The 12,397-nt window shown below is 52.9% G+C and carries 14 protein-coding genes; 7 read left to right on the plus strand and 7 right to left on the minus strand.

Annotated features, from left to right (window positions below; genetic code table 11):
* The first annotated feature begins 6 nt into the window (after window positions 1–6).
* The 7 genes from rpoN (at window position 7) to HS105_07475 (ending at window position 5,768) form a co-directional block, all read left to right on the plus strand.
* Window positions 7–1,575, plus strand: a complete 1,569-nt coding sequence (gene rpoN, locus HS105_07445) for an RNA polymerase factor sigma-54 (GenBank protein MBE7516425.1) — start codon at window positions 7–9, stop codon at window positions 1,573–1,575.
* 13 nt (window positions 1,576–1,588) lie between these two features.
* On the plus strand, window positions 1,589–1,933 hold the full coding sequence (gene raiA, locus HS105_07450; GenBank protein MBE7516426.1) for a ribosome-associated translation inhibitor RaiA: 345 nt from the start codon (window positions 1,589–1,591) through the stop codon (window positions 1,931–1,933).
* A 147-nt stretch (window positions 1,934–2,080) separates the two neighbouring features.
* The gene (gene rapZ / locus HS105_07455) at window positions 2,081–2,977 is read left to right on the plus strand and encodes an RNase adapter RapZ (protein ID MBE7516427.1); all 897 of its coding nucleotides are present in this window, start codon (window positions 2,081–2,083) and stop codon (window positions 2,975–2,977) included.
* 1 nt (window position 2,978) lies between these two features.
* The gene (locus HS105_07460; protein MBE7516428.1) at window positions 2,979–3,413 is read left to right on the plus strand and encodes a PTS sugar transporter subunit IIA; all 435 of its coding nucleotides are present in this window, start codon (window positions 2,979–2,981) and stop codon (window positions 3,411–3,413) included.
* The gene (locus HS105_07465; GenBank protein MBE7516429.1) at window positions 3,406–3,681 is read left to right on the plus strand and encodes an HPr family phosphocarrier protein; all 276 of its coding nucleotides are present in this window, start codon (window positions 3,406–3,408) and stop codon (window positions 3,679–3,681) included. Before HS105_07460 ends, HS105_07465 begins: the two co-directional genes overlap by 8 nt.
* Window positions 3,678–4,607, plus strand: coding sequence for an arginase (gene rocF / locus HS105_07470; GenBank protein MBE7516430.1), 930 nt, complete (start codon window positions 3,678–3,680; stop codon window positions 4,605–4,607). Before HS105_07465 ends, rocF begins: the two co-directional genes overlap by 4 nt.
* A 33-nt stretch (window positions 4,608–4,640) precedes the next feature.
* Window positions 4,641–5,768 (plus strand): D-alanine--D-alanine ligase, encoded by a 1,128-nt coding sequence (locus tag HS105_07475; GenBank protein MBE7516431.1) that lies wholly within the window; start codon window positions 4,641–4,643, stop codon window positions 5,766–5,768.
* Here the strand turns inward: HS105_07475 and HS105_07480 are convergent.
* The 7 genes from HS105_07480 to HS105_07510 form a co-directional block, all read right to left on the minus strand.
* Window positions 5,747–6,661, minus strand: a complete 915-nt coding sequence (locus HS105_07480; GenBank protein MBE7516432.1) for a VWA domain-containing protein — start codon at window positions 6,659–6,661, stop codon at window positions 5,747–5,749. The two genes, HS105_07475 and HS105_07480, sit on opposite strands and share 22 nt — an antisense overlap.
* A 13-nt stretch (window positions 6,662–6,674) precedes the next feature.
* Entirely contained in the window at window positions 6,675–7,244 is a 570-nt protein-coding gene (locus tag HS105_07485; protein MBE7516433.1) for a hypothetical protein, read from the minus strand.
* Window positions 7,241–7,867 (minus strand): hypothetical protein, encoded by a 627-nt coding sequence (locus tag HS105_07490; protein MBE7516434.1) that lies wholly within the window; start codon window positions 7,865–7,867, stop codon window positions 7,241–7,243. The genes HS105_07485 and HS105_07490 overlap by 4 nt, the downstream gene beginning before the upstream one ends.
* A 73-nt stretch (window positions 7,868–7,940) precedes the next feature.
* A complete protein-coding gene (locus tag HS105_07495; GenBank protein ID MBE7516435.1) occupies window positions 7,941–8,936 on the minus strand; it encodes a GDP-mannose 4,6-dehydratase in 996 nt (331 codons plus the stop codon).
* Window positions 8,937–8,942: 6 nt separating this feature from the next.
* On the minus strand, window positions 8,943–9,638 hold the full coding sequence (locus tag HS105_07500; protein ID MBE7516436.1) for an NTP transferase domain-containing protein: 696 nt from the start codon (window positions 9,636–9,638) through the stop codon (window positions 8,943–8,945).
* Entirely contained in the window at window positions 9,635–10,393 is a 759-nt protein-coding gene (locus HS105_07505; GenBank protein ID MBE7516437.1) for a glycosyltransferase family 2 protein, read from the minus strand. The genes HS105_07500 and HS105_07505 overlap by 4 nt, the downstream gene beginning before the upstream one ends.
* A gap of 55 nt (window positions 10,394–10,448) precedes the next feature.
* Entirely contained in the window at window positions 10,449–12,251 is a 1,803-nt protein-coding gene (locus tag HS105_07510) for a TolC family protein (protein MBE7516438.1), read from the minus strand.
* Between the last annotated feature and the right edge of the window lie 146 nt (window positions 12,252–12,397).

The following is a 12,397-nucleotide window of genomic DNA, read 5'->3' on the forward strand; positions in this document are numbered from 1 at the left end:
GCAGCTATGTCATCTTTAAGGCTTACACAAAACCTTTCGCAGCGTATGGTCCTGACGCCCCAACTGAGGCAAAGGATCGAAATGCTGCAGATGACGACCATGGAACTCAGTGAGCTGATCGAGCAGGAGCTTACGGCCAACCCTGTACTTGAAGAGGTGATGCCGGGTGATGAGGTGCAGGAGATCTCAGAAGGCATCCTCGACCAGAACTCGGATGGCAGCGAAGCTGATGCGGCATTCGAACCGTCGGCCAATACTGAGCCGAATACGATATCTGAAGATGAATATGCTGATCTTGATACGTCGCTGATCAGCGGAACGCCGATGGAAGGCATCTCGTATGAAGATGCGTCCGGTGATGACGAACCGCATACAGAATCATCAGACTCTTTCGATGAGATCGACTTCGGCAGGGAGTTTCAGGACTATCTCGACCCCGGATATAGGACCCAAGAGATCGAATACAAGGACGACGCCCCGAGTTTTGAGCAGTTCCTTTCGCATTCGCCGTCGCTGACGGAGCATCTGGAATGGCAGCTCAATCTGACCGATATCAGGCCCGACGTTTTTGATGCAGCACAGCTCATCATCGGCAATTTGGATGAGGACGGCCGGCTCAGTATCGCTCTCGAAGAGATCGCTCAACTTGCCGAATGCCCGATAGAGACGGCCTTTACGGCTCAGCGTATCGTGATCGCCCTCGATCCCGTCGGATGCGGAGCAAGGGATGTGCGAGAATGCCTGATCGCTCAGCTTGAGGCTAAGGACCTCGGCACTTCTCTCGCCGCGACACTTGTGAGCGAGCATTTCGAAGACCTTCAGCCGCATAGGCTCCAGCATTTAGCAAAAGCAACAGGTTTCGAAATCCACAAGCTCGATGAGGAGATATCGCACATTCGCGAGCTCGACCCGTACCCGGGCCGCCGTTTCTCATCCGGGGAAACTCACTATGTGGCGCCCGAGGTCTATATCGAAAAGGTGGATGATGAATATCTCATCTATTTCGTTGACGACGGCAGCCCCAGGCTCCGGATCTCTCCGACGTACAATAAGCTCGTCGATCAGCCCGATACGTCGAAAGAGACGAGGGATTTCATAAAGGACAAGGTCCGTGCTGCTGTGGATCTTCTCCGTAATATCGAGCACCGCCGGCAAACGATATATCGGGTTGTCGAGTGCATAGTGAAACGGCAGTCAGAATTCCTCGATCACGGTGTGGAATACCTGAAACCGATGATGCTGAAAGATGTTGCCGAAGATATCGGGATGCACCTATCGACCATTTCGCGGGTAGTCAACCGCAAATATGCCCATACACCGCAGGGCGTAATAGAGCTTCGCCGCTTTTTTAGCGAAGGTATGATGAATGAGGACGGTGAAGAGGTTTCGACGCGTCTTTTGAAGTTAAAGATCAAGAAGCTGATCGAAGATGAGGACTCGAAGAAGCCGCTCACGGACGATCAGATCGTCGGCATCCTCAATAAGGACGGCGTTAAACTGTCACGCCGAACTGTCGCAAAATATCGGGATCAAATGCAGATCCCGGGTTCCAGGGAACGAAAAACGATGCTTTGATCGAGGTAGATGAATGAATATTGAAATTACCGGAAGACATATCGAAGTAACGGAGGCCTTACGCGATCACGCTACAGGCCAATTTGAAAGGCTCGAACAACTGTTCGAGGGCAAACCCGTTTCCGTACACCTCATTCTTGAGGTTGAAAGGGGACGGCATCGGACCGAAGCCGTTGTGAAATGGCGCAATGATGTGCTTGCGGCTTTTTCGGATGATCCTGATATGTACCATTCGATAGCCACAACTGTCGGGAAGATCGAGAAACAGGCTCGCCGCCTGAAGGATAAGATCATTGATAAGTCCCACAAGGCAACAAAGGCATCGCTGATCGGCAACGAGAACGCCGCAACTGACTAGCGGATAATGTCCGATCTCGGCCTATGCAGTTCTGCCGCGGTAAGAACGGCGGCGCGGCCAATATGTGTACAGGTACTTTGATCGCCGGGTTGCGAACCTAATACTGCATCAAGGCTGCGCGCACCTTTTAGCGGCGGCAAATGATCAATGGAAGGACGACTAAAACACGGATCGGGCCTGCTGCCTCTGATAATCATCACGGGTTTGAGCGGCTCCGGAATGAGTTCCGCAACCGATGCGTTCGAGGACCTCGGCTATTTTTGCGTCGATAATCTTCCGCTTACGATGCTTTCAACATTCGGGCGGCTTATGATCCCGGCGGAAGGAGAGAAACCTGCGATCGAGCACGCCGTGCTCGTGATAAATATCCGCGAACGCCACTTCCTGCCCGATTTCTCGACCGAGCTCAAGAAGCTCTCAAAACGCAAACTTGCTCCGTTCATCGTTTTTTTCGAAGCCTCTGACGAAGTTCTGCAACGCAGGTTCTCTGAGACAAGGAGGCCCCATCCGGCAGACAAAGGTAAAGGCCTCGTTACGGCCATTCGTTCTGAACGTAAGGCCCTTACAGACGTGAAACGCATGGCCGATCTGATCATCGATACGTCCGATCTTACGGTTCACACTCTGCGGCGTCTGATCGTGCAGAAGTTCAGCGGCAGGCCCGAAGGGCAGCCCCTTCAGGTCGAGATAGTCAGCTTCGGACACAAATTCGGCAACCCGCAGGGTGTCGATCTGATGTTCGATGTTCGGCATTTACCGAACCCGTATTTTAATAAAGATCTGAAGGCTCTTCCGGGCGATGATCCGCGTGTGATCGAGTTCCTTGAAAAGGAGCCGGAAGTTGCCGAAACGATCGGCAGGATCACGGAACTGTTAGAATATCTTTTGCCGCTTTACCAACGCGAAGGTAAATCATATCTTACGATAGGTATCGGCTGTACCGGCGGCAGGCATCGCTCGGTGATGTCAGCAAATTCTATCGCTCACGTGTTAAAGAGTGCGGGCTACGACGTGCTGACCGTTCATCGTGACATAACAAAGTGATATGGAAGAAAGAACAGATATCGGCGGCGTGATCGTCTCACACGGACAGGTTGCGACTGAGCTTTTGGCGGCCGCGGAGACAGTTGTCGGCGATCTGACCAACCTTGCTGCGGTCTCCATCGGCTGGCACGATGATGTAGAGGCGGCAAAGGCCGAGATCGAACGAGCCATCAGTGAAGTGTCGCACGGAGCGGGCGTTCTACTGCTGACAGATATGTTCGGAGGAACGCCGACGAACATTTCGGCGATGTTTCTCAAGGAGGGAGAGGTCGAGATCGTGACCGGTGTGAATCTGCCGATGGTCATCAAACTTGCTACGACCAATAAAGGGATCGGCCTTAATGAGCTTGCAGAAGAACTCGAGGAGCAAGGAAAATCGGCGATTTGCAGGGCAAGCGTGCTGCTGGCTCCCGCATCACAGAAAAAGGATGCTTGAGCAGCAGGTTCGGCTTATCAATCCCTTGGGCCTGCATGCCAGAGCGGCCGCAAAAGTGGTCAAGTGTGCCGCTGTATTTGAAAGCAGTGTGGCACTGACAGACCTGAAGAAAGGCACGCATGCCGATGCACGGTCGATCCTGAGCTTGCTGGCTCTTTCTGCCGTTGCCGGTACCGAATTACTGATAAGTGTCAGCGGATCTGATGAAGAGCAGGCTATGGAAACGCTGGTTGAGATGTTCCGAACGGGCTTCGGAGAATTAGTATGAATGAAAAGAAGGCCGGGATCCTCGGCGTGCCGCTGGGTTTCGGAGCAGGGCAGACGGGCAGTGAACTCGGCGTCAACGCGATGCGTCTTTCGAAGGTGCGCGGCCGCTACCTTGCGGAGCATATCAATGATCTCGGGATCGGTGTTAACGACCACGGCGATGTTGAGATCGTGCGTCCGGCCTTTCCGCACGGCGACAATCCAAAGCATCTTGCGGAAATGCTGGCATCGAGCAAGAACATCGTCGGCAAGCTGAGTGAGATACTGGCCACAGATGAGTTTCCGATAATCCTCGGCGGCGACCACTCGATCGCGATCCCAACATTTTCGGCACTTTCGGCTCATTACAGAAGGAACGATCAGGAGATCGGCCTGATATGGTTCGATGCGCACGCCGATATCAACACGCCGGAGACCTCGCCGTCAGGCAATATCCATGGAATGCCGCTCGCTGTCCTGCTTGGCCGCGGGAACAGCGAATTGGTCAATATGTGCGGATTTGCACCAAAGCTCAACACACGATACATCGCCCATATCGGCGCTCGCGATATTGATCCGGGCGAAAAGGCGAACATCGAGGCGATGGGCATACGCTCACAATTCTTTACGATGAGCGACATCGACCGCCGCGGAATGGCCGCCTGTGTGGAGGATGCTCTAAGGATCGTATCGGCCGCGCCGGGCGGCTTTGCCGTAACATTCGATGTGGACGGCATCGATCCGCGCTTCGCGCCGGGGTCGGGTACGCTTGTTCGCGGCGGTGCAACCTATCGCGAAGCTCACCTTGCACTGGAAATGATGGCAGAACATGGCGGAATGCGCTCATTTGAGATCGTTGAGGTGAATCCGCTTCTCGATCAATCGAATATTACGGTCGAATTGGCGTGTGAGCTTATACTTTCTGCACTTGGCAAGACAATACTTTAGAAGAAAACGGCCAATTGACCGGCCACTTAGATATTGAATATGAAACTTCGGATAGGTGTGATCTTTGGAGGACGATCGGGTGAACACGCGATCTCGATCCGCTCTGCTCAAACGGTGATCGAACAAGCAGATGCCGAGAAGTATCAATTAGTGCCCCTTGCGATAACTCCCGAAGGGAATTGGCTGTCGCCGGCCGACTCACTGGATCTTTTTAACGATGAAACGGTCGATCATTTCAGGAAGCACTTCGGCGAACCTTCAGCCGTCGTTACGAACGATACTGCAGAGTCACGGCTCAGCGGCGTGCCGGCCCTTCTCGCCGCAGAGCTGATCGATATTGCTTTTCCCGTGCTTCACGGCACTTTCGGCGAGGACGGCACTATTCAGGGACTCCTTGAGATGGCCGATCTTCCCTATATCGGCTGCGGCGTACTCGCGTCTAGCTGCGGGATGGATAAGGTCGTTATGAAGACACTATTCCGTGAAGCAGGCCTGCCGATCTGTGAATATGTGTGGTTCCTCCGCTCCGAGTTCGAGTCGGATCGCGATAAGGTCTTGACTCTTATCGAGTCGAAGATCGGTTTCCCATGTTTCGTAAAGCCGGCAAACCTTGGCTCCTCGGTCGGCGTATCACGGGCAAATGACGCTCTCGCCCTTCATAATGCCATAGTCGAGGCCGCGAAGTACGATCGTAAGATCATCGTTGAAGAGGGCTTGGATATGCGTGAGATCGAGTGTGCCGTGATGGGCAATGATCGCCCCGCAGCAAGCGAGCCCGGCGAATATCTCATCCGTGATGATACAAAGGCATTTCTCGATTACACGGAAAAGTATTCGGGCACCGGAAATAACGAATTCGTTGTCCCGTCACCGATCTCGACCGAATTGACGGTAAAGATAAAGCAATTGGCTGTTGATTCCTTCAAGGCTATCGACGGATCGGGGCTTGCCCGCGTTGATTTCTTTTTACGTAAGGACAACGGTTCGCTGCTTGTTAACGAGATCAACACAATGCCGGGGCTGACAAGCGCCTCGGGCTTTCCGAAGATGTGGGCCGCGAGCGGCAAGCCTTTCTCGGCGGTTATTGACGAACTTGTGGAACTCGGGCTTGAGCGTTATAAGGATAAACAGCGCAACAGTTACTTCTTTGGCGAATCGTAGCCTTTTCGCGTCCGTATCGTAAGATTCGACCGTGCGATCCGAACCTCGATCGCATGGTGCTTGCCGTCTGGCGGCCCTTTCGGCTCGTAGGCGAGCGTGTATTGTGAGCCCAGCTCCTCAACTATCGCTCGAAACGCCGTACGCATCGCTGCGCCACCGGGCGTTTCGATAAATGTACCGCCGGTCTTTTCGGCAAATTTTTTCAAGACGCCGCGGTTCGCGGCCCTTTCAGCCATCGAAAGCTCAGGCGAACTCATATCGATCGTGTAGATCGTAGCGTTCGCGGCATCAGCTGCTTTGAGTGCCTTCTCGCTCGACCGCTTACTGATATTGTCACCGCCGTCAGAAAGGACGATGATCGCTCGCCGCTTTTCGTGCCGCTGACTCAGAACTTGCGCAGCTTCATATACGGCATCATTGAGCGCCGTCATTCCGTCTGGCTTTACGTCGAAGATCCTTTCGCTGATGTCGTGTGAATTCGAGAAATCCTGTACTTGTACGACCTTTGAAAAAAAATGGTAGATCGCCGCCGCATCGTCCGTTCGGAGGCCGTCCAAGAAGTTGATCGCGGCGGAGCGGGCGAGGCTTATCCGCGACTCCATACTTCCTGAAGAGTCGATGAGAAGGACCGCTGCGAAGGGCGTGCTTTCTGAGCCGAAAATGCTGACCTCCTGTTCTTTTCCGTCCTCGAGGACGGTGAACTCAGAGCGCTTCAGCCCTTCAACGGCAAGTCCTTCTTCATCAGTTACAGCTACGTTCACAAGGACTATAGCTGAATCGACCTTAATTACATCGTCATCTTGCTTTTGTGCAAAGGCTGAAACGGAGGCAGCCATCAGAATGGCAAAGGAAGCAATGCAAAGCGAGCTCGTCTTGGATCGGAACAACCGCATAAGGATCTCTCAGCTAGCGTTGCGATCGAAGGCTGCGCGTGAGCCGAAGGACTGCGTTCGCCGCATAGATGGCCGAGGCCGAGATCGAAAAACGCGTCGTTTTCTTAAGTTCATCGACCAAGTTCGCGGCGGCTTCATGCAACGCTTTTACACCGGAAACATGATCCTTCGGTGCTTCTGTGAATTGCTGCCCATCACGCTGCGGCTGATCAGCGTCGTCATCAATATCATCCTCTTTTCCGCCGAGACTGCTCCTGATCTTCTTGACGAGTTTCTCGAGCGCGACGATCTTATCTGCGTCGGAACTTGCCATTTCGGCCGAGGAAACGTTCCGCTTTTCAAGGTCGGCTGATATCTTTAATACTTCATCTCCCCGATCGAGCATCTTCTTATAGTCTTTCTTGTTCTGTTCGATCCGAAGTTTATCGAGTTGTTCGCGAATGTCTTTTGGCAGGTCTTTGCGGCCTTCTTTTGCCGTAGCGGTGATCTCGGTCGCGTTATCCGCGTTCTGAGCGAGCGCCGGCATTGCAAATACCGAAACGAGAACGAAAAGTACGATCAAATGTGCTCGGTCGATCATCACGGTTGCTTCTCAACGTCCTGAACAGGCTCCGGTGATACGCCCGTTACCGCTTCTACCAGTTTTGAAAGGAACTCATCCTCGGCTAAGCCTGAACTCGGCACCGTACGCCACTCCGAACCAAGTCCGTTGCCGGCACGTCCCTCTACCTTTGCAATTACGGAAATATTATTCTGGATACCGTCGATCGGCTGTATTTCGATGGTCAGCGTATATTGGCCGCGGGTCCAAATCGAATCGTTGTCTGAAAGTACACCGTAGCGGCGGAGTTCCCCGGCCGAGATCACGGCACCTTTTGCGAAAACCACCGGCTGCGTAACGATCAGGCCGTCGCGCAAACGCGATGACGCCTCATCCACAACGATCTTTTTATCACGCAAGACGCTAATTATGGTTTCGGTAAGCGAATCACGCCGTGAATTGAGCTTATACGGATTGGGCAAGCGATCGCGGACCTTTGTTTTCCCCTTGCCCCAGTCGATCGAATGGCCGACCTCGACCGAGCGGGTAGTAACCTTTACCGTTTCATCTTTGATCTTTTGAGTTTGAGTATCAACACCCTTTTGTGCGGATATGCAAACAGAACCCGCAAGCAGGAAACAGGCGATAAGGAGCAAGTGCTTCATTATAGGAAACTATACCAAAATTACACCGCGACAGTGTAAGGTTTTGATGTTTCGTTAGCACCGGCGGTTGTCTTTAGGCCATATTTATCGGCGTTAGCGGCCAGTTCTCGCGATACCAACGCACCGTCAAGGCCAACCCGTCCTTCAGGGTGTACTTCGGCTGCCAGCCGAACCGTTCATTCACTTTCTGCGAGGAGAGATATTGTGCGTCGATCTCGCGATCGATCTTTTTATTTAGCATCACCTGCGGCGTAAGTGTATCTGTACGGCCCATTTCATCGATGATCATATTCACCAGATCAAGCATATTCACCGGTGCGTTCGATCCGAAATTGAACGCTTCGCCCTGTACTTCGTCAATATGTTCCGCCAGCAGCAAATAGCCGTCAACAATGTCATCTGTAAAGATAAAGTCGCGGACGGGCGTGCCGTCCGAGCGGATGATAGGGCGTAAACCCTTTAGTACAGAAATGATCGTTCCCGGAATTATCCTTGAAAGATTAACGTCGGCCGGGCCGTAGATATTTGCCGAACGTGTGATCGCAACGGGCATATGGAAGGTCAAGGCGAATGACCGCGAGATCAGATCCGTGCAGCTTTTTGAAACGTCATACGGAAAAATGCCGTCAAGGGCGAGATCTTCAGAGTAGGGAAGTGCGGTATGCGAGCCGTAGGCTTTATCACTCGATGCTACAACAACGCGCTTTACGTTCGGTGAAAGCCGGCATGCCTCGAGCAGGTGGTATGTGCCTCGGATATTGGACTCAAATGTTGAAACGGGCGAACGATTTGCTGAGCCTACCAAAGCCTGCGCCGCGAGGTGAAAAACGGCGTCGATCTCGAATTCATTCAGCACACGCGTCATCAAAGCAAGGTCTTCGACCGAGCCTCTTATGATGGAAACCTTGTCCCGCAGCCTGAGCAGGTCAAGTGAGTTCGGGTTAACGGCATCGCGTTCAAGGCAAACGACCCGCGCGCCTGAGGAAACCAGCCGCTGCGTAAGATTAGCCCCTACGAAACCCGATGCACCCGTAACGAAAACAGGCCTGTTCGTCCAAAGATCGGTCATATCACTCTATCGCGTCCAAGGCGCACCTTCGCGCCACAGTTTCTCCATTTCTATTGTGTCTTTATAGGTGTCCATACACTTCCAAAAGCCTTCGTGCTTGAACGCACGCATCTCATCCTCGGCACACAATTGCTCGAACGGCTCCCGCTCAAGAACTGAGTCAGCCGTCAAATATTCAAAGATACTACTGTTAAAAACAAAAAAACCGCCGTTGACCCATTCGCTCATCACCGGCTTTTCTGTAAACCGTCTTACCTCGTTCTCCGGCCCGATCTCGACAATGCCGAAATTCGAGATCGGATGTACGACCGCAATAGTCGCCGCTCGGCCATGCGTTGCGTGAAACGCCAGCGAGCTGCTGATATCGATATTTGAAAGCCCGTCGCCATAGGTTGCGCAAAAGGTGCCGTCACCAACAGCATCCTGTATTGCGAGAAGCCGGCCGCCTGTATTTGTATCAACTCCGGTATCGAACATCTGAACCGACCACGGTACATCGTTTTCAGCGAACCAAGCGCGTATCACATCGCCAAGATGGCCGAGACAAAGGATAAATTCCGTAATGCCGTGCCGCGCATACGCCGACATCAAATGCCGTATCACTGGCTGGCCGCCGATCGGTATAAGTGCTTTCGGCAGGGCAAGTCCGTGTTCACCGAGCCGTGTCCCTCGTCCGCCGCACAGAATGACTGCTTTCGTCACTGCTTTTGTCGGGCCTCCCAGAGTTGTGCGTTCTTCAGAAAGACGCCATGAGCGACCATGTACGCAATAATAAGCCCCTGTATCCCGTCAAGAAAGCCGAGCCTCACAAAATACACGCGCAGGAATGCAAATATCGGTTTGAAAAAGATCGAGACAAAGCCGGCACGGCGTCCATTTTTTGCATTGAACTCGGCAGCCAACGCCGCATAGAAACCCGTTACGTGGTGGTGCTCGGCAATATCCTGCTTCGTGAAATGGAGCAGTTCTCCGTCCAAAACACCAAGCTTGCCCTGAACGCGAGCCGACTGATGCGGCGCGACACCGTCCCAATAGCTGCCTGCTTTTCGATAAAACCGCATCTGCATATCAGGGTACCAACCCGAATGTTCGATCCATCGGCCCAAGTAGAAAGCCTTTCGACGGACCTTGTACCCATTCAGCAACTTCTCGTCAGGCACGGAGCGAAGTTTCTGTATGGAAGCGGCAAGTTCGGGTGTTACGCGCTCATCCGCGTCGAGCCAAAATATCCAATCGCCGGTCGCCTGTGCATCCGCAAATTCGTGCTTATCCTTAAAGCCCCGAAATTCGCGGTTGAAAATATTTGCAGTGTATTGCCGTGCTATCTCGACGGTGCGGTCAGTCGAATCGGAGTCAACGATAACTATCTCATCGACCCAAGGGATCGTTTCACAAAGTCCGCCTATATGGAGCTCCTCATTCTTGACGATGATCACGGCTGAGATCTTCACGAGCAAGATTTTCTCAGTTTTCGGCGAAAATCGAAAGAATAGCGAGATGATTATCGCCCCGTCATTTGATCTCGACCGGTGAGTCGAGGGTAATGTTATTCTCCCTAAAGGTTGTTGCAGTTACCTGCTGAAGGGCTTCGATCGCCGAAATATAATCCGTTTCTGCGCGGATCTCTGCCGTTCGAGCGTTCGCCAATGCATTCTCACGTTGGAACAGAAGGAAGGTCGTTGAGCGGCCTGCTTCATAGAGCTTTCTTTCGCCGTCAAGCTGCACTTCGGCACTCTGGCGTGCCCGGCGCGCGGTAAGAACGCGTTTGCGTCCCGTTTCGACGGCCTGAACCGCATTCCTGACATCGACGATGATCGCTTGCTCCTGTGAACGTGTCTGGGCCGCGAGCCTTTCTGAAGTGATCTTCGCCGCTTCAAGATCAGCTTTCGCCGTCCTGTTGCGAAATGGGAACGAGATCGTAACGCCGATCGAGTAATTTGGAGCGTCACTGCGGAAGATATTCGACAGCGACCTCCCGAAGCCTCCGTAAAGATACGCCGGCGACGCCGGGACAACAAAACTCGGATTGGCCAGCACCGGAAGCCCGACGAACGATCGCGTCGTATTTATCCCGTTCAAGAGGAAAAGATCGCCCGTGCTTGTAAAGAGGTTTGTGGTAAACGCACTGCTTGAGCCGCTCTGTGAGAGGCCGTTCAACGAAAACTGCGTATTAAGGTCGATCTGCGGCAAGGTCTGATTACGCAGATACTTGATATCGATAGCGTTGATCTCGCGGGCAAGCTTGAGTCGCCGAAGCTCAAAACGATTATCCATCGCATCCTTCATTGCCGCATCGAGGCTCACTGTGTCCGTGGAAAATGCCGGCTTATCTGTCGGCACGATGCTCCGCTCCCAATCCGGCGATATCGGATCACCGAAGATCAGCTGCTTCAAAGCATTCTCCGCAACAGTTACCTGCTGTGTAGCCAAAAGGAGATTGCCTTCGCGGGTCGCGAGTTCCGTATCAACCTCGGCCTTATCCAGCGGAGCCGCAGCGCCCGCGGCAATGCGGGCCTCTATCTGCCGAAGATTCTCACGTGAAAGCTCAAGATTGTCGGATTGATTCTGCTGATCGCGGAGAGCAAATACCAGATTCCAATACGCACGCTGTGTCGCTGCGATGGTATTGATCGCCTTTGATCGAAAATCCGAATCAGATTGAGCAAGCTGCTTCTTAGCGATCTTTATCGCATATCGTTTGCTGTCAATATTGAAGTTACGCGCCAATGGCTGCGTATATGAGACCCCGAGGCTTGATGTGTAAATTGCACCGCTGCCGCCCGAGAGTCCGCCTGAGCTTGCCTGTGCCTGGGCAAAAGCATTCTCGGTTCTATTATTGTTGAAAAAAGTATTAAAGCTGCCGCCGCCCGGCCTGATAAATTGATTTAATCCTGCGCTCGTACGAAGATCGTTCGTACCCGCTCCGCCCGTTGTTTGACTGTGAGAAAGCGTCGGCGAGAACGAGAACGTCGGATCATAGATCCCAAGCCGCGAACGAACCGTCGTTTCCGCGATACGGACATCGGAACGCGACATCTCGATATCATTATTGTTCTTTAGTGCCCGCTGAACAGCTTCGTTAAGCGAAAGGGCAAGCGGCTGCGCTGCTTGTACTCCGACTCGGTCCATCGTCGATGAACTTGTATTGGCCGCGGCCACGTTCTCCGGCAAAAAGACGACCTTTACCTTAAGAAGGTTTTCTGCAACGGTACCGGAATGTGCTACCTCTTGGGCACTCAAATGCGCCGCCGCGAAAAAGATGAATGCGGCGGCGAGAATTGTCCTATACTTTAACCTTTGCAGGAAAGAGGTCATCTGTTAAAAAGGCGTCTCCGAGCTAAGGATCGCCACTTTAGGCGTCGAATACATAGTACGGAGTGAAACAATGCCATGTTTCAACAATTTGTCGGCTCATAAGGAGTGCCGCGAGCGGCGATTTTTTGAATTTTACGGCCGCGTGC

Origin of the sequence: Chloracidobacterium sp. (genome assembly GCA_015075585.1) — a bacterium.
In the GTDB taxonomy this organism is placed as follows: Bacteria; Acidobacteriota; Blastocatellia; order Pyrinomonadales; family Pyrinomonadaceae; genus OLB17.

Coding starts and splice junctions, on each gene's coding strand:
- raiA (MBE7516426.1), top strand. CDS start 1,589: ATGAATATTGAAATTACCGGAAGACATATCGAAGTAACGGAGGCCTTA.
- HS105_07465 (MBE7516429.1), top strand. CDS start 3,406: ATGCTTGAGCAGCAGGTTCGGCTTATCAATCCCTTGGGCCTGCATGCC.
- HS105_07460 (MBE7516428.1), top strand. CDS start 2,979: ATGGAAGAAAGAACAGATATCGGCGGCGTGATCGTCTCACACGGACAG.
- HS105_07510 (MBE7516438.1), bottom strand. CDS start 12,251: ATGACCTCTTTCCTGCAAAGGTTAAAGTATAGGACAATTCTCGCCGCC.
- rpoN (MBE7516425.1), top strand. CDS start 7: ATGTCATCTTTAAGGCTTACACAAAACCTTTCGCAGCGTATGGTCCTG.
- HS105_07495 (MBE7516435.1), bottom strand. CDS start 8,936: ATGACCGATCTTTGGACGAACAGGCCTGTTTTCGTTACGGGTGCATCG.
- HS105_07490 (MBE7516434.1), bottom strand. CDS start 7,867: ATGAAGCACTTGCTCCTTATCGCCTGTTTCCTGCTTGCGGGTTCTGTT.
- HS105_07480 (MBE7516432.1), bottom strand. CDS start 6,661: ATGCGGTTGTTCCGATCCAAGACGAGCTCGCTTTGCATTGCTTCCTTT.
- rocF (MBE7516430.1), top strand. CDS start 3,678: ATGAATGAAAAGAAGGCCGGGATCCTCGGCGTGCCGCTGGGTTTCGGA.
- rapZ (MBE7516427.1), top strand. CDS start 2,081: ATGGAAGGACGACTAAAACACGGATCGGGCCTGCTGCCTCTGATAATC.